Genomic DNA, 17785 nt, shown 5'->3' on the forward strand with positions numbered 1-17785 from the left:
AAGCATCTTCTGGCATACGCGGTCTGTAGGAGCGCGGATGCCAGTGCCTGTGCCCCCCAACCGGCGTACTACCTGACATTTTTGCCAGTATCCGACCAGGTACACTCTGGACATACTCTCATGAAGCCCCACATGAGCGCACCACCATGTCCACTCAAACACTTAAGCTCTTTTATAAGGGCAGCAAACTCTCGACAGTGCACTCAGGCAGTGCTCATTGTTCAGTTGTCAGCGCGAATAACCAGAACCTGTGCGAAACAAACAGCCAAACCACGCAAACACAGCTTTTGGCCACCGATGCCCAAGCGTCAACCGTTACCTCCCATGCAGGAAGCCAAACGGCCATTGCCTACAGCCCTTATGGCGGTGATAGTTTACCGGCCGCTCACCCGATACTGTCCCGCTTTACCGGGCAAACTTGGCTACCCTCTGCCATAGGCTACTTGCTGGGTAATGGTCACCGCCTGTTCAATCCTGCGCTGATGCGCTTTCACAGTGCGGACAGTTTCTCGCCATTCGCTAGAGGTGGTCTTAACACGTATGCTTACTGCGGCAACGACCCCATCAACAGGGTGGACCCTACCGGCAGATTTTTCGGAAGGCTGTTCAAAAAGCTTAACCAGCGCTATCGGTACAATAACCTGGCTCCACGCCTGGATGAATCGAGTCCTAACCTATCTAGAAATGAATACAACGCGCTGTCAAAGTCTATTAATAAACGCCAACTCCGAGCTCAGAGTAAGCTAGAACGCGGAATTACTCATGGACTTCCCTATACAACAGGGTATGCACTGGAAGAAATAAACATTCTTAATAACCAACAGACAATACTGGGCCTTTTGCCCGCAGACAAAAACGGGCGTTTTAATTTTGACACTACCCGACCAACGCAAAAAACGCATGCACACAGTGCAGTCCATGCCGATCCTCCCCGTACACTCGCTGAAGAAATACTAAGCAGCCATACAACCATTGACCCTTCCATTCCGGAAGATATGGTACACGAAGAGCTGCTAGAACGTCTGAGACGCCTGCGTGAGGATTAGGCCTTCAACGCCTTCTTCGGATATATGTCATACCGGCTCGACTTACCCTCCAGGCTATGGCTCGGCTTCGGCCCGTCGATGATCGGCGCCTTGCGCGGCCGCTTCACCACCACCCGGTGGCTGGCCAGCGCCAGGGCGGCTTTAAGCAGGGCCGGGGCATCCAGGTCATCGCCGACCAAGGGCCGGAACACGCGCATCTCCTTTTTCACCAGGGCGCTCTTGTCGCGGTGCGGGAACATTGGGTCGAGGTAGATCACCTGCGGCGCCTCGCCTTCCCAACTGCGCATGCGCTCGATGGCATTACCGGTCAGCAGGCGCATGCGCCCGACAATCGGCCCCACTTCTTCATCCAGCCGGGCGCGCGCCAGGCCATCTTCCAGCAGCGCGGCTATCAGCGGCTGGCGTTCGATCAGGGTCATCTGGCAGCCCAGGCTGGCCAGCACAAACGCATCTTTGCCAAGCCCCGCCGTGGCATCCAGCACCTGCGGTCGAACGCCTTGGGCGATGCCCACGGCCTTGGCGATCATCTGCCCGTTGCCACCGCCAAACTGGCGCCGGTGCGCGGCCTGGCCTTCGACAAAGTCCACCCGCACCGGCCCCGGTGCCTGCGGGCCCAATTGCTGGATCTGCAAACCATCAACGCCCACCTGCACGGCAAATCCGGCATCATCGTCCTGCAACGGCAGCGCCAGGCGCTCGGCCCATGCAGCGGCCTGCCCTGCGAATTCGGCCGTTAGCGCCTCGACCCGGATACCTGTGCCCTGCTCTTCCATCTTCAACACCTAGAAATTGAACCCCGCCGTTAAGGTATCGGCCGCCACGGCCGATACAGGCAATATCCCGCTATTCTGCCAGAGCACAACGCGCGCGACTGCCATGTCAGATACTCTTCCCATCGGCTTGACCTATTTGTCGCCTGTCGGCAACTACAGTCAGCACAACACCCAGGCACTCGGGGGCGTCAGCCACCTGTGGCAGGATTTTTTCGCCCGGGCCATGGCCGAGCGCCAGGAAGAGCCGGTAGACAGCATCAGCCAGTCGTTCGTGAAGTACGACCAGGACAGCGGCGAACCGATCGGCGGCGCCCGCGCGCTGGCCATGATCCACGCGCAGCGCGCCTGCCCGGTGCAGGATACCCGCGTAGTCCCACCCGAGCCGCTGTTTCTACCCAAGGCCGAGCTGGAAGCCAGCCTCTTGCCGCCGGCCCCCGAGCCTTTCAGCGCCATCGAACTGATCGAACAGCAGCGCCAGCTCGACATCAACAACAGCTGGCTGCGCCCGGTGGTGATGAGCCAGGGTCAGCCGCTGCCCGAGCCCGGACCGGGCCCTAGCCCACGCCCGCTGTTCCTGCCCATCGCCGAACTGGAAAGCGACTTGTTGCCACCCGCCGCCGAACCGTTCGACGATGCCACGCTGAGCAAGCAGCAGACCGACCTGGCATTCGACCTCCACTGGGCGCGCCCGGTGGTGCTGAACAACGTGCGCGCCTACGCCTGACCTTAGCGGCAGACCTGCCAGCGGCCCATGTCCAGGTGGAAGTGGTTGTGGTGCGCGGCATTGTAGTCGGGCCCCAACACAGTGCTGAAGCTTTGGCAGGCAGCCTGCTGCACCTCGCGCAGGAATTGCGCCTTGGCCCCACCCGCCTGCCAGTCACGCGCCAGAACGATGCGCTGACCGTCCTGCAGGCGAAAGCCGCTGATGTCCAGGGCATTGGCCGTCGCGTGCTGGCTCAGGCGGCCTTGCTTGCGGTGGTAGACGTTGCGGCAGGCAAAGCTGCCCACATGGTCGACCTGGGTCACCGGCTGGCCCAACACCCGCTGCGCGACAGGCTGCAAGGCGTGGTGTTCGAACAGTGCATACGCCACCGCCAGTGGGCAGCTGGCCAGAAAGCTGCTGCTCAGGCGCGCCTTGCCGGCTTCGATACGCCACACATTTTCCAGCGGGCAGTTGGCCGAGGCCGGGCTGTCGGCCTGTGCCCGGTAGCGCAGTTGGCTGGTGGCCAGTGCCTGGCGGCACAGCGCGGAGTCATCCCGCAGCCGCGAGAGCTTGTAGGGGGTCAGCCAATTGGGTGGTTGGCGCACATCCAACGGCGCCCAGGGGTTCCACGGCGCGGGCAGGCGCCAGCCCAGTTGCCAGGCAAGCACGGCCAACAACAGCAGGCCGGCCAGCAGCGTCAGGGCCCGCATCAACGGCGGAACAGGTCGTTGAGCTGAGCGAACGGCAAAGCCTGGTCTGCGTAGCCGAAGGTGCCCTGGTCATGGACTTCCAGCGCGGCCCGCTGCAACGCACCCAGGGCCGCGCGGGCCAGCGACGAGCCAAGGCTGATGCGGCGCACGCCAAGGTCCTGCAACTGGTTGACGCTCAACGCCACGCCGGCCATGCCCATCAGCACGTTCACCGGCCGCGGGGCCACGGCCTGCACCACCGCGCGCACTTCTTCCACCGTTCGCAGGCCAGGCGCATACAGCACATCGGCCCCCGCTTCGGCGTAGGCCTGAAGGCGCAGGATGGTGTCGTCCAGGTCCATGCGCCCGTGCAGCAGGTTTTCTGCACGGGCGCACAGGGTGAACGGGAACGGCAGGCTCCGGGCAGCCTGCACTGCGGCGCGTACACGCTCCACCGCCAGGCCGATATCATAAATGGGCGCATCATGGCGGCCGCTGGCGTCTTCGATAGACCCACCCACCAGGCCAACCTCGGCGGCACGCAGAATGGTCTGCGCGCAGTCCTCGGGCAGGTCGCCGAAGCCGTTTTCCAGGTCGGCAGCCACCGGCAACGCGGTGGCGTCGACGATTTCACCGGCGTTGTCCAATGTGTCGTCCAGGCTCAAGGCCCCTTCGGCATCCGGGCGGCCCAGGCTGAAGGCCAGGCCGGCGCTGGTAGTGGCCAGCGCTTCGAAGCCCAGGCTCGCCAACAGCCTGGCCGACCCGGCATCCCACGGGTTGGGGATGACGAATGCACCGTCACGCTGGTGCAAGGCCTTGAAGGCTTCGGCTCGCAGGGTTTGCACATCCATGGTGGAACCTCCGGCAGTCAGGGAAGGGTCACAGTAGCCCCAGTTGTTCGACCTCGGGTGCGCGCGGCAATTCCGGCAGCGCGGCAAGGCCCGGCAAACGCAGCATCAGGCGCTGGTGAAAATGCCGGGCAAGTGCCGCCGCCAGGCGGTTGTCCGAGGTATGCAGGAAGATATAGGGGCTGCGGCCTTCTTCGATCCAGCTGGCCACCTTGTCTACCCACGGGGTGAGAAACACGTCGTTGGCTTGCAGTTCCGGGTGGCCGATGAAGCGTACCTGCGGGTGCTGGGTAAAGGCGGCCGGGCGCGGCGGCACCTTGGGCTTTTTCGACTGCGCATGCAGCACGGCAGGGTCACGCGAAGTGCAGCTGAACAGCGCGCGCGGGTCGAGGCAGATACGCTCGACGCCGCGCTCGTGCAGTACCCGGTTGAGCATGCGCTCTTCTTCACCCTTGGCGAAAAACGCCTGGTTACGCACTTCAACTGCCACGGGCACCGACAGCTCATCCAGAAAATGGCACAGCTCGCCCAGGCGCGCAGGGCCGAACTGGGCCGGCAATTGCAACCAGTAGGGGGACACCCGCCTGCCCAATGGCGCCATCAACCGGGTGAAATCGAAGGCAGGCTCCAGCTGGTCGCGCAGGTCACCGGCGTGGCTGATGTCGCGGGGGAACTTGGCGGTGAACCGGAAATGCTCGGGCATTACCTGTGCCCAGCGGGCAAGGGTGCCAGGAGCAGGCCGGGCGTAGAAGGTGGTGTTGCCCTCGACCGCGTTGAACACCTGGCTATAGAACCCCAGCATCTGGCCGCTGCTGGCGTCAGCGGGGTACAGGTAGTCGCGCCAGGCGTTTTCACTCCATGACGGGCAACCGAGAAAGTAAGGCAGGGGTGATGGACTCATCCATCAAATGTACAGGTCGAGCCCTAGTACTTCCATGTCCCAGTCGGTAAAACCGGCGGTACTCAGGTAACTGGCCAAGGCATTGGCGGTACGCCGGTCACGGGCGCGAGGGAAAACCATGTCCTGCTGGCGGGCTGGCAGGCCAGCGCCAAGGCGGCGAGCGGCGGGCTCGGGTGGCGCGGCTTCAAGGTCATCGACGACCTCAGCATCATCGACCGCATCCTCGCGCACCGCGGCCTTGCGCGGCGTGCGCTTGATCGGGTACTGCGATGAGAAACCGTCGATACGCATGGCATGAGCACTCGGGATCAATGATGGCAATTTAGCAGCATCAGAGCTCAGTCGCTAATGCTTCATTGATAACTGGACCACAGATTGCAAAAAAGGTTTTAGTGTGATCGGCAATAACCGACGGACAGCAGCTATTGCTGCTTCGGGGTAGCAACATTGTCGCGCAGATACACCGGCTGCGCCTGTTCGGCGGTAACTGCCTCGCCACGCGCCCAGGCAAAACCGGCCAGGGCCAGTACGTCCACAGCGCTGGGCAGGGCCTGGGCATCGCTGGCCGCGACTTTCACTGCCAGGCGTTCGGCATAACCCCAACCCGTGCCGGCACCGAACCAGGCACCGGTGCTCTCTAACGGCAGCGCCACCTGCTCGGGTGGCAACACGGCCTCCCTGCCGACCAGGCGCATTTCCCCCGCCGTGGCCTGGTAGCACCCCCAGTACACCTCGTCCATACGCGCATCGATGGCCGCGGCGACCTGCTGCACGCCCTGTTCGCGCAACGCGCCCTGGGCCAGCGCGGCAAGGTTGGAGACCGGCAGCACCGGGCGCTCGAGGGCGAACGCCAGCCCCTGTACCACACCAATCGCGATACGCACACCGGTGAACGCACCCGGGCCCCGGCCAAAGGCGATGGCATCGAGCGCATTCAGTGCCACGCCGGAATCGGCCAGCAACTGCTTGATCATCGGCAGCAGCTTCTGGGCATGCATGCGCGGGATCACCTCGTAATGGCTGGTTACCTTGCCGTCATGCAGCAGCGCAACGGAACAGGCTTCGGTGGCGGTATCCAGGGCCAACAGGGTGGTCATCGAACGGGTATCCAGGTGCGAAGAAAAAGTGCGGCATTATAGAGCAGCTGCGCCGTTGTGTCCCCAAGGGGCCGCTGTATGGCCACTTGACACGGTCCCAGTAGGAGCGGCCTTGTGTCGCGATGGGGAGCGCAGCGGCCCCACAATTTCAGCTTCGCCGCAGAGTGAGCTTCGCCGCAGAAATCGCCGGGGCCGCTGCGCGCCCCATCGCGACACAAGGCCGCTCCTACTGGGACCGCATAGCTAAAGCCAGAAAAAACAACGGCCCGCAAGCGGGCCGTTGACGGTGCATGCTGTATCGGATCAGCTCAGGGCTGCCAGTACCTTGGCAGTGATGGCTTCAACCGAGCCTACGCCTTCGATGTGGCTGTACTTCGGCTTGCCAGCATTGGCCGCCGACAGCTTCTGGTAGAAGTCCACCAGCGGCTTGGTCTGGCTGTGGTAGACCGACAGGCGATGACGAACGGTCTCTTCCTTGTCGTCGTCGCGCTGGATCAGGTCTTCGCCAGTGACGTCGTCCTTGCCTTCCACTTTCGGCGGGTTGTACTGAATGTGGTAGGTACGGCCCGAGGCCAGGTGCACACGGCGACCTGCCATGCGACCCACGATTTCTTCATCGTCCACGGCAATTTCAACCACGGCGTCGATATCGACACCGGCCGCAACCATGGCTTCGGCCTGTGGAATGGTCCGTGGGAAGCCGTCGAACAGGCAGCCGTTGGCGCAATCCGGCTGGGCGATGCGCTCCTTGACCAGGCTGATGATCAGCTCGTCGGACACCAGCTGGCCGGCATCCATGACTTTCTTCAGTTCCAGGCCCAGCGGGGTGCCGGCCTTGACGGCAGCACGCAGCATGTCACCGGTGGAAATTTGGGGGATACCGAACTTTTCGGTGATGAACTTTGCCTGAGTACCTTTACCGGCCCCGGGAGCTCCCAGCAGAATAACGCGCATCTTGTGCTCCTCAAATTTTTTTATGAACTTCAATGGATTCGGCGACCAGGGCCAAGTCCGGAAAATCGGGTATGACCATAATTCGGTCAGAGGGCTGCTCAAGATACACAGCGCCCGGCAGCCAGACAAGCGTCCCAAAGTTGCAGGAATGCGCCACTTGCGACCAAGCAGGCAGGTGGTTGCGCCCGGCGCAACCACCCTTTCGCTGCTGCCGTACAGCCGTTACGGCATGCCGACTGCCGCACCCGGCCCTGCGCTCAACCGGTGTTGCGCAAGCCGGCGGCAATGCCCGCCACCGTTACCAGCAAGGCCTGCTCCAATGGGCTGTCCAGAGCGGCTTCGCGGCTGCGCGAGCGCGCCAGCAATTCGGCCTGCAGGCGGTGCAGCGGGTCCAGGTAGGTGTTACGCAAGCTGATGAATTCCAGTGTCTCGGGGCTGTGCGCGAGTAGCACCGGCTGCCCGGTCAGGCCAAGCACTATCTGGCACGACTGCGACAATAGGTCGCGCAGGTGCGCCCCCAAAGGCAGCAACTGCGGTTGCACCAGACGTTCGTCGTAGGCCTCGGCAATTTGCGCATCCGCCTTGGCCAGTACCATTTCCAGCATGTCGATGCGGGTGCGGAAGAACGGCCAGTGTTCGCGCATCTGCGCCAGCAGTTCGCCTTGGCCACGCGCCAGGGCATTGCTCAGCGCGGTTTCCCAGCCCAACCAGGCCGGCAGCATCAGCCGCGTCTGGGTCCAGCCGAAGATCCATGGGATGGCCCGCAGGCTTTCGATGCCACCGGCGCGGCGTTTCGCCGGGCGGCTGCCCAGTGGCAGGCGCCCCAGTTCCTGTTCCGGCGTCGACTGGCGGAAATACTCGACGAAGTCCGGGTTGTCCCGCACCACACTGCGGTACGCCTTGACGCCATCGGCGGCCAGCTGGTCCATGACTTCGCGCCAGGCCGGCTGCGGCGGCGGCGGTGGCAACAGCGTGGCTTCGAGTACGGCAGCCAGGTACAGGTTGAGGTTTTGCTCGGCAATGCCCGGTAAACCGAACTTGAAGCGGATCATCTCGCCCTGCTCGGTGGTACGGAAACGCCCGGCCACCGAGCCCGGTGGCTGCGACAGGATCGCCGCATGGGCAGGCCCACCGCCACGGCCCACAGTGCCGCCGCGGCCATGGAACAGCAGCAGTTCGACCTGATGCTCGGCACAGATACGCACCAGGTTTTCCTGGGCACGGTACTGCGCCCAGGCCGCTGCCGTGGTCCCGGCGTCCTTGGCGGAGTCGGAGTAGCCGATCATGACCTCCTGCGGGCCGCGCAGCCCTGCACGGTAACCTGGCAGGCCCAGCAGGCGCTGCATCACCGGCCCGGCGTTGTCCAGGTCGGCGAGGGTTTCGAACAATGGCACCACGCGCATCGGCCGGGTCAGGCCAGCTTCCTTGAGCAGCAGTTGTACCGCCAACACATCCGAGGCAGCCCCGGCCATGGAGATGACGTAAGAGCCCAACGAGGCAGCAGGTGCACCCGCCACTACGCGGCAGGTGGCCAGCACCTCGGCCGTATCCGCCTGCGGCTTGAAGTGTGCCGGCAGCAGTGGCCGGCGGTTTTTCAGCTCGGCTTGGAGGAATTCGATGCGCTGCTCTTCATCCCAGTCGGCGTAGCGGCCCAGGCCCAGGTAATCGGTGATTTCGGTCAGGGCGTCACGGTGCCGGGCCGCGTCCTGGCGCACGTCGAGCCGGCCAAGGAACAGGCCGAATGTGACCGCGCGGCGCAAGCAGTCCAGCAGCGGCCCCTCGGCGATAACGCCCATGCCGCACGCGTGCAGGGACTGGTAGCACAGTTCCAGTGGGGCAATCAGGTCACGATTGTCGACCAGCACCTCGGCGCTGGGCGGCTGGCTGCTGTTCAACGCCGAGTGCGCCCAGGCACGCGTTGCGCGCAAGCGGTCGCGCAACTGCTTGAGCACCGCCCGGTAGGGTTCAGCGCTGTCGCCGGCCTGCTGGCGCAGGGCGGCGTTGGCCTGCTGCATGGACAACTCGGCGGCCAACGCATCGATGTCGCGCAGGAACAGGTCGGCAGCCATCCAGCGGGCCAGCAGCAGCACCTCGCGGGTCACCACGGCGGTCACGTTGGGGTTGCCGTCGCGGTCCCCGCCCATCCACGAGGCAAAGCGGATAGGGGCGGCCTCCAGCGGCAGGCGCAGCCCGGTGGCGTCCAACAAGGCCTTGTCGACCTTGCGCAGGTGGCTGGGGATGGCGTGCCATAACGAATGCTCGATCACGGCGAAGCCCCACTTGGCCTCGTCGACCGGGGTTGGCCGGGTGCGCCGGATTTCCTCGGTGTGCCAGGCCTCGGCGATCAACCGGCGCAGGCGTTCGCGCACGTGCTCGCGTTCTGCCGGGGTCAGGTCGCGGTGGTCCTGGGCAGCCAGCTGGCCGGCAATGGCATCGTACTTTTGAATCAGCGTGCGCCGCGCCACTTCGGTGGGGTGTGCCGTGAGCACCAGCTGGATATCCAGCTTCGCCAACTGCCGGGCCAGGGCATCATTGCTGTGCCCGGCCTGCTTCAGCCGCGCCAGCAACTCGGGCAGCACCCGCGCTTCGAACGGCTCGGGCTGGTCGGCATCGCGGCGGCGGATCAACTGGTACTGCTCGGCCATGTTGGCCAGGTTAAGGAACTGGTTGAAGGCCCTGGCCACGGGTAGCAGGTCTTCTTCGGCAAGGTCTGCCAGGGTCGAACTCAGTTGCTCCCCGGGGCCGCGACGGTCGGCCTTGGCGCTGTGGCGAATGGCTTCGATCTTCTGCAGGAATGCATCGCCATGCTGTTGGCGGATGGTTTCGCCCAGCAGTTCACCCAACACATGCACATCTTCACGCAAGCGCACATCGATATCGGTCATTGGCCCCTCTCTCCGTTGCATCCCTTCCAGGCTACACGCCCTTCCTGGGGGGCGGGCATGCCCGCGAAAAATCCAACGCGGTGGCTGGCACCGGCTTCACCGGTGTTCGCGGGCATGCCCGCTCCCACATTGGGGCGGTGACATTCACCCAAGAGTGCCCCCAGCCAAGCAGCGATGGCAAGCAGGGATCGGCCAAAGCCAACTAAAGTGAAGGTTGAGCACTCCCATGCCATGCAGCCTTCGAGGCGTAACCAGAGGTCATCATGAAAATCCGTGAACTCGCCCAGCACTGGGAACAGAATGCCGCCGGCACCTTGAGCCGTACCGGCCATGTCCTGCATCTGGACCTGGAGTCCGAAGCGCGCCTGGCCGCGCTGATCGACATGTACCCCAAACGTACCGCCGAGGAACTGCTCGGCGAACTGGTCGCGGCCGCGCTTGAAGAAGTGGAAGCCAGTTTTCCCTATGTGCCCGGTCGCCAGGTCATCGCCACCGATGAAGAAGGTGACCCGATGTATGAGGATGTGGGGCCGACACCGCGGTTTTTGTCGCTGTCGAAGCAGCATCTGCACAGCCTTACCACCGAGGGCAGTGAAGAGCCAGGGGCGTAGGCATTGCGCTGCCTTGATTGATCAGGCGCCGCCCGCGCGGCGCCTGATCTCGGGCAGCACATGCGCCGAGACGAACATTGGCCGCGCCGTCCGCCACCCGCTTCAATTGCCTCGGGCACTCTGCAAAAACCCTCCGCCGGGTCAGAAATTTTTCGGAACTATCCAAAAAAACTCTGAGTCACAGCTAATAGCCATCACGCTAAAACCCTGCACACCTGCCGTTGTGCACCGTTGATCCCAAGCGCGCGGACTTGTCAGGGAATGAGCGATGGACTGCTACGGACATCGTTATCAGGAGTGATCCAATGGAGCTGACCACCATGAAAACCCGCACTAGCAAACCGTCATCCACTCATGTGCGCGGGTTCAAGCTGGCCGCGCTGGCCCTGGGCAGTAGCCTGGTCCTGGCCGGCTGTGCGGGTAACCCGCCTACCGAGCAATATGCGGTTACCCAGTCCGCCGTGAATTCCGCTGTCAGCGCTGGCGGCACCGAGTTCGCCGCCGTGGAAATGAAAGCCGCGCAAGACAAGTTCAAGCAGGCTGAAATCGCCATGCACGACAAGAAGTACGACGAAGCCAAGCGCCTGGCCGAACAGGCCGAATGGGACGCACGCCTGGCTGAACGCAAGGCCCAGGCGGCCAAGGCTCAGAAGGCCGTGCAGGATGCCCGCCAGGGCGTTCAGGACGTACGTGAGGAAGGCCTGCGCAGCGCTCAGTGAGCCCTGCCCCGCCAACCTTAGCCTTCGCACACGATCAAAGGATGAACACTATGCGCAATTACGTCATGATTCCCGCCCTGCTGGCCCTGAGCGTCGGTCTTGCTGCGTGCTCGCACGACCCTAACGCCAACCTGGAAGCCGCCCGCACCAACTTCTCGGCCCTGCAGAGCGATCCACAGGCGAGCAAAGTCGCCGCGCTGGAAACCAAGGATGCCCAGGATTGGCTGAACAAGGCCGACAAGGCCTACATGGACCGTGAAGACGAGAAGAAAGTCGACCAGCTGGCCTACCTGACCAACCAGCGCGTCGAAGTGGCCAAGCAGACCATTGCCCTGCGCACTGCCGAGGGTGAGCTGAAGAACGCAGCCGCCCAGCGTGCCCAGGCCAAGCTGGATGCCCGCGATGCCCAGATCGCCAAGCTGCAGAACAGCCTGAACGCCAAGCAGACCGACCGCGGTACGCTGGTGACCTTCGGTGACGTGCTGTTCGACTTCAACAAGGCCGAGCTGAAAAGCAACGCCTACCCGAACATCACCAAACTGGCCCAGTTCCTTCAGGAAAACCCTGAGCGCAAGGTGATCGTAGAGGGCTACACCGACAGCGTCGGCTCGGCCAGCTACAACCAGAGCCTGTCCGAGCGCCGCGCCAACAGCGTACGCATGGCCCTGGTGCGCGCCGGCGTAGACCCAGCGCGCATCGTGGCCCAAGGCTACGGCAAGGAGTACCCGGTTGCGGACAACTCCAGCAACTCCGGGCGTGCACAGAACCGTCGTGTGGAGGTGACCATCTCCAACGACAACCAGCCGGTGCAGCCACGCTCCATGAGCCAGGCCAAGCAGTAATACTGGCCAGCTGACAGAGAAAGCCCCGCGATCGACGCGGGGCTTTTTTTTGCTTCGCTGCCGCTCACTGTACCTGCTGCGGCGTTTCCTCACCCATGCAGCGCACTGCACGCTTGCGGTTGTCCACCAGCACACCCGTCAGGCCTTTCTGCTGGGTATCGAACAGCACCAATACCCCGTCCACGCACTGCGCCACTTGCGGTGCCGGGTCCAGCGAAACCTTGTAATCCTCGCCGGGGACGGTCTTGAGCATGGTGTAATCCTGCAGCAACAGGGCATCCTCGGGTTTGGCGAAATGCAGGTAGCCGTAGTACCACAAGGCGCCCACCGTCACGATGATGCTGCCCACACCCGTCAGGATCAGCGGGATGGCGTTGCGTTCTTCACTCATTGGCTGTTCTTCTCGTCAGGGTAATCAGGCACTTCGGCGAGCCGCCGCAGGCCGTTGAAATGGCTAGGGTCATCGAGGAAGCGCAACATCACCTGGCGCCATGTAGGGTCGGCGAAGGTCTGCACATGGCCACCTCGGGTCAGTTGCAGCACCCGTGGCGGTGGCGCGTGCTGATACAGACGGATACCGTTTTCCAGCGGCACCAGGTCGTCATCGATGCTCTGGAAGAACAGCTTGGGCGGGCTGCGCAGTTGCTCGATCGAGCGGATCGCGCTGTCGCCGTCGGGCACCAGCCACGACAGTGGCACCTGCAATGGCCAGGTCATCCACGAGGTACTGAGGGCATAGCGCCCCACCGCCCGGTAGCTGGCCGGCACCCCGTCGAAAACCAGGGCAGCGAAGCGCTGGCGCTGCTCCGGGTGGCCTGCCAGGTAATGAATCGCCATGGCGCCGCCCAGGCTTTGCCCCAGCAACACCAGAGGCTTGCCCTTGGCCTCGGGCGCCTGGTCCAGCCAGGCCATGGCCGCGGCGATGTCCTGGTATACCTCTGGCAGGCTCGGTTTGCCCTCAGACAGGCCATAGCCGCGGTAGTCGACCATCAGCACCTGGTAACCCTGCTCCGGCAGCCAGTAGCTGCCACCCAGGTGCCCAGGCAGGTTGCCGCCGTTGCCGTGCAGGTGCAACACCGTACCCTTGACCTCGACACCCGGCTTGGCCGGCAGCCACCAGCCGTGCAGGCGAACGCCATCGGCAGTGGTCAGGGTGACATCACGGTACGCCAGCTTGGCCCGTTCAGGGGTGAACGCCTGCCCGCGCTCGGGGTAGAACAGCAGGCTGCTACAGCCGCCCAGGGCCAGCAGCACCAGCCCCAGCAGCAGCGGGCGGCAGGACTTAGAGAATATTCGCGTAGTCGGCTTCAATGCGATCCAGGCTCAGGTGGTTGAGGAAGTTGGAGAAGCACATCCAGGCCGACAGCGCGTTGAGGTCACGGAACTGTTCGGGCAAGTACTTGGGCGGCTCGACCAGCCCCTCCTCGACCAGTTGACGCAAAGTGCGCATGTCTTCCAGGGTGGTCTTGCCACAGAACAGCAGCGGTATCTGTTCGAGCTTGCCCTTCTTCACAGCCAACTGAATGTAGTTGTAAACCATGATGAAGCCCTTGAGGTAGGACAAGTCCTTGGTAAATGGCAGGCCGTTGGGCACCGAGCCGCGGAATACCCGGCTGGCGTTGCTGTAGCTTTGCCCCATCTCGAAGCCCTGCTCACGGAAGAAGCCGTACACCTGCATGAAGTCGGCGCCCTCCTCGACCATGTGGATGGCACGGGTGCGGTTGGTGAGCTTGCGCAGGCGGCTGGGGTAGGAGGCAAAGGCAATCACCTCCATGAGGATGGCCAGGCCTTCCTGGGTCACCGTCGACGAGGGCGGGCCCTTGGCCAGGAAGGTGCAGATCGGCTGGTTCAGGCCATTGAGCGTGGTGCCGACGTGCACCAGCCCTTCGTGCACTTCCAGCGCCCGCACGTCACGGGCATTGAACATGGCATCGGCGCGCACCTTGATATAGTCGGCACCGGCGGCGGCGTCAGCGACAATGCCGTCGGACTCGAATACACGGATGGTGCCTTCGGCTTCACCGAACACCGTGTTCAGGCGCCGCTGTAGGGTATCGACAGCCTCTTTGGCGGTCAGGTTCTTCGGTTCGTCCTTCAGGTCGCCGCGGCCATCGATGTTGTTCAGGTAGTCCGACAGCATCAGGCCGAGGTCGGCCAAGGTCGGGTCACCGGCATGAAAGGCGTCGGAAGCGGCGCCATACAACTCCTGGGAGATCAGGCCGAACTCCTCGGTGCCACGGGCTTCGAGCATGCGCACTACCATGCGGTACTCGCGGCACATGCGCTTCATGATCTGCCCAACGGGGTTGAACTGGCCTAGCTGGCGAATGATGTCGCGCTCGATCCCCTGAAACTCGGCCTTGACGGCGCTGGAGTCGAACGACAGGGGCCGCGACTGGTAATAGGCGCGGTCGACCGCTGGCGGCTCCTTGCCCTTGCCCTGCAGGAAGCCCTGCCGAATGCTGTCGTCCCACTTCACCGCATCCAGCACCCGAATCGGTGTTTGCGCCGCGACGATGCGGTCGGACAGGGCGCGGATGGTCTGCTGGTATTCGTCCACCGGGGACTCCTTTCTAGTACAGAAAACCTGTACCGGCCTCATCGCCGACAAGCCAGCTCCCACAGGTTTATCACTGCCTTGGAGCCCTGTGCTGTACCCGTGGGAGCTGGCTTGCCGGCGATGAAGCCAGCACGGTCATTTGCCGGACCGCTGGAACCGGGCCACTTCAACGAACAGGTCCGAGTTGGCCGGGTCGTCCAGGTACGCCAGCACCCGCGCCGACGGGCTGTCGATCAACACACCATCGCCGTTGCCTTCCGGCACCTCGGTACTGCGCCCGGTCAGTTCCTGTTTGTCCACTGCCTGCTGCACTTGCTCGACATCCAGGTTGTACAGCACTAGTTCCTTGCCATCGACGATATCGAAGCCGCCAATCAGGAAATTGCCGCCCAGGCGCTTGGGCACACCGGCCGACAGGTACCAGCGGTTACCGTGGCGCGACACCGTGAACATGTAGGCTTCCGGTGCCTTGCCTTTGGCCGTGGCGACCGCCTTGTAGGCATTGCCACTGCTGCGGGTGATGGTGAGCTTCAACGGCTCACCCCAGGCGTCCTTGCTGCTCCACTTGCCGAGCAAGGCCTTGGGCGCGGCCTGATTGCTGGGCAATGGCTCATGGAAGGTCACCAGACAACCGCCCAGCAGCAGGAATGACAAAGTCAACAACACCACACGCCAGGCTTTCATCAGGTTCTCCTTGAAAAGTCGGTCTCGCTCAGGCCGATGCCAGCACCAGTTGCAGGTATCGGGTAAGCATAGCGAGCATCTGCCCATCGGCTTGCGCGCTGGCATCCTTGAGCAGGCCCTGATATTCCATCTGCTCGATAATCGCCGTCAACATTTGGGCGTCCTGTTCCGGCTGCCGCGAACCGACCACCTGCAGCAATTGGCGGGTGCCGTGCAGCAGGATCTGCTCGTGCGCACAGACCAGTTCGGCCAGGCGCGGGCACAGCAGCGCCTCTTGGCGGAACGCCTGTTCGGCCATCAGGAAGTCGCGGCGGTTCAGCAGTTGGCGCTGCACGTAGTCGGCGGTCATGCGTGCCACTTCGTCAGCCAGCCGTGCCCGCGCCTGCGGGCTGCCATCCCCTTGGGCCAGCAGCTGGCGCAGCACAACTTCGGTGTTGGCCCACAGTTTGGCCATGTAGGCGGCGCTGCGTTCGACGTACTGGGCGAAGGTATCGGTGAGCAGGTCCTCGATGTCCTTGAAATAGTAGGTGGTGGCCGACAAAGGCACACCGGCCTCGGCAGCCACCGCCCGGTGACGCACGCCGCGAACGCCATCGCGCACGACAATGCGCATGGCAGCATCGAGAATCTGCTGGCGACGCTGTTCGCTGCCTTGGCGGGCAGCTTTGCGGCCTTGGTATTGCACGCTTTCGGCGACGGCGGTGGCGATGCCGGCGGCGCCCTGGTGAGGGGTGGCGGGTGTCATAGGGGACCTCACGGAAGAAGCGGCAAGCTACAAGCGGCAAGCCACCAGAAAAAGCGGAATGCACGCGGACTGCCGTTTCTTGTAGCTTGCCGCTTATGGCTTGCCGCTCGCAAAGAAAAGCCGCCTGAAAAGGCGGCTCGTTCAGCTCACTCAGGCCTGCGGGCGCATGTGCGGGAACAGGATCACATCGCGGATCGACGGCGAGTTGGTCAGCAGCATCACCAGGCGGTCGATACCAATGCCTTCACCCGCGGTCGGCGGCATGCCGTACTCCAGCGCGCGAACGAAGTCGGCGTCGTAGTGCATGGCTTCGTCGTCACCGGCGTCTTTCTCGGCTACCTGGGCCAGGAAGCGCTCGGCCTGGTCTTCGGCATCGTTGAGCTCGGAGTAGGCGTTGGCGATTTCGCGGCCACCGATGAACAGCTCGAAACGGTCGGTCACGGCCGGGTTGTCGTCGTTGCGACGGGCCAGCGGCGACACCTCGAACGGGTACTCGGTGATGAAGTGGGGCTGCTCCAGCTTGTGCTCGACCAGCTCTTCGAAAATCATCACCTGCAGCTTGCCCAGGCCTTCGTGGCCCAGCACCTTGGCACCGGCCTTCTTGGCGATGTCACGGGCGCGGTCGACGTCCTGCAGGTCGGCAGCGGTCAGCTCCGGGTTGTACTTGAGGATCGAGTCGAACACCGACAGGCGGGCGAACGGCTCGCCGAAGTGGAACACCTTGTCGCCGTACGGCACGTCGGTGCTGCCCAGAACCAGCTGCGCCAGCTCGCGGAACAGTTCCTCGGTGAGGTCCATGTTGTCGCGGTAGTCGGCGTAGGCCTGGTAGAACTCGAGCATGGTGAATTCCGGGTTGTGCCGGGTCGAAACACCTTCGTTACGGAAGTTGCGGTTGATCTCGAACACCTTCTCGAACCCGCCCACGACAAGCCGCTTGAGGTACAGCTCCGGTGCAATGCGCAGGAACATGGCCATGTCCAGGGCGTTGTGGTGGGTTTCGAACGGCTTGGCCGCAGCACCACCCGGGATGGTTTGCAGCATGGGCGTTTCGACTTCGAGGAAGTCACGCTCGATGAGGAACTTGCGAATGTGCGAGATCACCTGCGAGCGCACACGGAAGGTGTGGCGGGTTTCTTCGTTGACCATCAGGTCGACGTAGCGCTGGCGGTAGCGCTGCTCGGTATCGGTCAGGCCGTGGTGCTTGTCGGGCAGCGGGCGCAGCGACTTGGTCAGCAGGCGCACGTTGGTCATTTCGACGTACAGGTCGCCTTTGCCAGAGCGGGCCAGGGTGCCCTCGGCGCTGATGATGTCGCCCAAGTCCCAGGTTTTGACTGCGGCCAGGGTTTCTTCCGGCAGGGTCTTGCGGTTGACGTAGACCTGAATGCGGCCGGTCATGTCCTGGATCACCATGAACGAGCCACGGTTGAGCATGATGCGGCCCGCCACCTTGACCGGAATCGCGGCTGCTTCCAGCTCTTCCTTGGTCTTGTCCGCGTACTGCTTCTGCAGGTCGTTGCAGTAGCTGTCGCGACGGAAGTCATTGGGGAAGGCATTGCCCTTGGCACGCTCGGCGGCAAGTTTTTCCTTGCGCAGGGCGATCAGGGCATTCTCTTCCTGTTGCAGGTCTTGCGATTCGGTCTTGAGGTCGCTCATCTGGTCATTTTTTCCATCAGGTATTCGTTGCCCTTTTCGGGCAGGGCACGCGCCAGCGGCGGTTCGCCGATGGCG

The 17785-nt window shown here is 63.3% G+C and carries 19 protein-coding genes; 5 read left to right on the forward strand and 14 right to left on the reverse strand.

The genetic code is table 11. From position 1 onward, the window contains the following. The first annotated feature begins 146 nt into the window (after positions 1 to 146). The gene (locus EGJ22_RS03980) at positions 147 to 1046 is read left to right on the forward strand and encodes an RHS repeat-associated core domain-containing protein (protein WP_084728225.1); all 900 of its coding nucleotides are present in this window, start codon (positions 147 to 149) and stop codon (positions 1044 to 1046) included. On the opposite strand, the gene EGJ22_RS03985 is transcribed toward EGJ22_RS03980, so the two are convergent. Beyond that, on the reverse strand, positions 1043 to 1819 hold the full coding sequence (locus EGJ22_RS03985) for a class I SAM-dependent methyltransferase (protein WP_125920133.1): 777 nt from the start codon (positions 1817 to 1819) through the stop codon (positions 1043 to 1045). The two genes, EGJ22_RS03980 and EGJ22_RS03985, sit on opposite strands and share 4 nt — an antisense overlap. A 103-nt stretch (positions 1820 to 1922) precedes the next feature. Here EGJ22_RS03985 and EGJ22_RS03990 point away from each other — a divergent pair, with 103 nt between their 5' ends. Beyond that, positions 1923 to 2543, forward strand: coding sequence for a hypothetical protein (locus EGJ22_RS03990; protein WP_009686982.1), 621 nt, complete (start codon positions 1923 to 1925; stop codon positions 2541 to 2543). 2 nt (positions 2544 to 2545) lie between these two features. On the opposite strand, the gene EGJ22_RS03995 is transcribed toward EGJ22_RS03990, so the two are convergent. From EGJ22_RS03995 to ppc, 7 genes are all read right to left on the reverse strand, one after another. Continuing rightward, a complete protein-coding gene (locus tag EGJ22_RS03995) occupies positions 2546 to 3232 on the reverse strand; it encodes an extensin family protein (RefSeq protein ID WP_009686983.1) in 687 nt (228 codons plus the stop codon). After that, positions 3232 to 4062 (reverse strand): oxaloacetate decarboxylase, encoded by an 831-nt coding sequence (locus EGJ22_RS04000; RefSeq protein ID WP_009686984.1) that lies wholly within the window; start codon positions 4060 to 4062, stop codon positions 3232 to 3234. Before EGJ22_RS04000 ends, EGJ22_RS03995 begins: the two co-directional genes overlap by 1 nt. Before the next feature lie 28 nt (positions 4063 to 4090). After that, the gene (locus tag EGJ22_RS04005; protein ID WP_125920134.1) at positions 4091 to 4960 is read right to left on the reverse strand and encodes a DUF72 domain-containing protein; all 870 of its coding nucleotides are present in this window, start codon (positions 4958 to 4960) and stop codon (positions 4091 to 4093) included. 3 nt (positions 4961 to 4963) lie between these two features. Further along, entirely contained in the window at positions 4964 to 5251 is a 288-nt protein-coding gene (locus tag EGJ22_RS04010) for a hypothetical protein (RefSeq protein ID WP_009686986.1), read from the reverse strand. A gap of 131 nt (positions 5252 to 5382) precedes the next feature. After that, positions 5383 to 6057: a tRNA (adenosine(37)-N6)-threonylcarbamoyltransferase complex dimerization subunit type 1 TsaB gene (gene tsaB, locus EGJ22_RS04015; RefSeq protein WP_009686987.1), complete on the reverse strand. Its 675-nt coding sequence runs from the start codon at positions 6055 to 6057 to the stop codon at positions 5383 to 5385. 303 nt (positions 6058 to 6360) lie between these two features. Beyond that, on the reverse strand, positions 6361 to 7011 hold the full coding sequence (gene adk / locus EGJ22_RS04020) for an adenylate kinase (protein WP_029885102.1): 651 nt from the start codon (positions 7009 to 7011) through the stop codon (positions 6361 to 6363). Between the two features lie 257 nt (positions 7012 to 7268). After that, entirely contained in the window at positions 7269 to 9896 is a 2628-nt protein-coding gene (gene ppc / locus EGJ22_RS04025) for a phosphoenolpyruvate carboxylase (protein WP_009686989.1), read from the reverse strand. Positions 9897 to 10159: 263 nt separating this feature from the next. On the opposite strand from ppc, the gene EGJ22_RS04035 reads away from it, so the two are divergent. From EGJ22_RS04035 to EGJ22_RS04045, 3 genes are all read left to right on the forward strand, one after another. Beyond that, on the forward strand, positions 10160 to 10507 hold the full coding sequence (locus tag EGJ22_RS04035; RefSeq protein WP_009686990.1) for a hypothetical protein: 348 nt from the start codon (positions 10160 to 10162) through the stop codon (positions 10505 to 10507). Positions 10508 to 10812: 305 nt separating this feature from the next. Then, a complete protein-coding gene (locus tag EGJ22_RS04040; RefSeq protein WP_009686991.1) occupies positions 10813 to 11226 on the forward strand; it encodes a DUF4398 domain-containing protein in 414 nt (137 codons plus the stop codon). 50 nt (positions 11227 to 11276) lie between these two features. Beyond that, complete coding sequence (locus tag EGJ22_RS04045) at positions 11277 to 12068, forward strand: OmpA family protein (protein ID WP_009686992.1); 792 nt, start codon at positions 11277 to 11279, stop codon at positions 12066 to 12068. Positions 12069 to 12132: 64 nt separating this feature from the next. On the opposite strand, the gene EGJ22_RS04050 is transcribed toward EGJ22_RS04045, so the two are convergent. The 6 genes from EGJ22_RS04050 to lysS all read right to left on the reverse strand — a co-directional run bounded on the left by EGJ22_RS04050 (position 12133) and on the right by lysS (position 17710). Continuing rightward, on the reverse strand, positions 12133 to 12459 hold the full coding sequence (locus EGJ22_RS04050; RefSeq protein WP_009686993.1) for a hypothetical protein: 327 nt from the start codon (positions 12457 to 12459) through the stop codon (positions 12133 to 12135). Then, a complete protein-coding gene (locus EGJ22_RS04055; RefSeq protein ID WP_029885106.1) occupies positions 12456 to 13379 on the reverse strand; it encodes an alpha/beta hydrolase in 924 nt (307 codons plus the stop codon). Before EGJ22_RS04055 ends, EGJ22_RS04050 begins: the two co-directional genes overlap by 4 nt. Beyond that, the gene (locus EGJ22_RS04060) at positions 13351 to 14670 is read right to left on the reverse strand and encodes a flavohemoglobin expression-modulating QEGLA motif protein (protein ID WP_154211460.1); all 1320 of its coding nucleotides are present in this window, start codon (positions 14668 to 14670) and stop codon (positions 13351 to 13353) included. Before EGJ22_RS04060 ends, EGJ22_RS04055 begins: the two co-directional genes overlap by 29 nt. A gap of 93 nt (positions 14671 to 14763) precedes the next feature. Beyond that, complete coding sequence (locus tag EGJ22_RS04065; RefSeq protein WP_029888050.1) at positions 14764 to 15312, reverse strand: hypothetical protein; 549 nt, start codon at positions 15310 to 15312, stop codon at positions 14764 to 14766. A gap of 28 nt (positions 15313 to 15340) precedes the next feature. Then, complete coding sequence (locus EGJ22_RS04070) at positions 15341 to 16057, reverse strand: TetR/AcrR family transcriptional regulator (protein WP_009686997.1); 717 nt, start codon at positions 16055 to 16057, stop codon at positions 15341 to 15343. Between the two features lie 150 nt (positions 16058 to 16207). After that, positions 16208 to 17710, reverse strand: coding sequence for a lysine--tRNA ligase (lysS, locus tag EGJ22_RS04075; protein WP_009686998.1), 1503 nt, complete (start codon positions 17708 to 17710; stop codon positions 16208 to 16210). Between the last annotated feature and the right edge of the window lie 75 nt (positions 17711 to 17785).

It is taken from the genome of Pseudomonas sp. p99-361, assembly GCF_003935475.1.
Lineage (GTDB): Bacteria > Pseudomonadota > Gammaproteobacteria > Pseudomonadales > Pseudomonadaceae > Aquipseudomonas > Aquipseudomonas juntendi.

Bases quoted from the DNA above. Each gene is read 5' to 3' on its own strand.
- EGJ22_RS03985 (WP_125920133.1), bottom strand. From the start codon at position 1,819: ATGGAAGAGCAGGGCACAGGTATCCGGGTCGAGGCGCTAACGGCCGAA.
- EGJ22_RS04000 (WP_009686984.1), bottom strand. From the start codon at position 4,062: ATGGATGTGCAAACCCTGCGAGCCGAAGCCTTCAAGGCCTTGCACCAG.
- EGJ22_RS04045 (WP_009686992.1), top strand. From the start codon at position 11,277: ATGCGCAATTACGTCATGATTCCCGCCCTGCTGGCCCTGAGCGTCGGT.
- EGJ22_RS04040 (WP_009686991.1), top strand. From the start codon at position 10,813: ATGGAGCTGACCACCATGAAAACCCGCACTAGCAAACCGTCATCCACT.
- EGJ22_RS04065 (WP_029888050.1), bottom strand. From the start codon at position 15,312: ATGAAAGCCTGGCGTGTGGTGTTGTTGACTTTGTCATTCCTGCTGCTG.
- ppc (WP_009686989.1), bottom strand. From the start codon at position 9,896: ATGACCGATATCGATGTGCGCTTGCGTGAAGATGTGCATGTGTTGGGT.
- EGJ22_RS04005 (WP_125920134.1), bottom strand. From the start codon at position 4,960: ATGAGTCCATCACCCCTGCCTTACTTTCTCGGTTGCCCGTCATGGAGT.
- EGJ22_RS04070 (WP_009686997.1), bottom strand. From the start codon at position 16,057: ATGACACCCGCCACCCCTCACCAGGGCGCCGCCGGCATCGCCACCGCC.
- EGJ22_RS03980 (WP_084728225.1), top strand. From the start codon at position 147: ATGTCCACTCAAACACTTAAGCTCTTTTATAAGGGCAGCAAACTCTCG.
- EGJ22_RS04035 (WP_009686990.1), top strand. From the start codon at position 10,160: ATGAAAATCCGTGAACTCGCCCAGCACTGGGAACAGAATGCCGCCGGC.
- EGJ22_RS04050 (WP_009686993.1), bottom strand. From the start codon at position 12,459: ATGAGTGAAGAACGCAACGCCATCCCGCTGATCCTGACGGGTGTGGGC.
- EGJ22_RS03990 (WP_009686982.1), top strand. From the start codon at position 1,923: ATGTCAGATACTCTTCCCATCGGCTTGACCTATTTGTCGCCTGTCGGC.
- EGJ22_RS04010 (WP_009686986.1), bottom strand. From the start codon at position 5,251: ATGCGTATCGACGGTTTCTCATCGCAGTACCCGATCAAGCGCACGCCG.
- tsaB (WP_009686987.1), bottom strand. From the start codon at position 6,057: ATGACCACCCTGTTGGCCCTGGATACCGCCACCGAAGCCTGTTCCGTT.
- lysS (WP_009686998.1), bottom strand. From the start codon at position 17,710: ATGAGCGACCTCAAGACCGAATCGCAAGACCTGCAACAGGAAGAGAAT.
- EGJ22_RS04060 (WP_154211460.1), bottom strand. From the start codon at position 14,670: ATGAGGCCGGTACAGGTTTTCTGTACTAGAAAGGAGTCCCCGGTGGAC.
- EGJ22_RS03995 (WP_009686983.1), bottom strand. From the start codon at position 3,232: ATGCGGGCCCTGACGCTGCTGGCCGGCCTGCTGTTGTTGGCCGTGCTT.
- adk (WP_029885102.1), bottom strand. From the start codon at position 7,011: ATGCGCGTTATTCTGCTGGGAGCTCCCGGGGCCGGTAAAGGTACTCAG.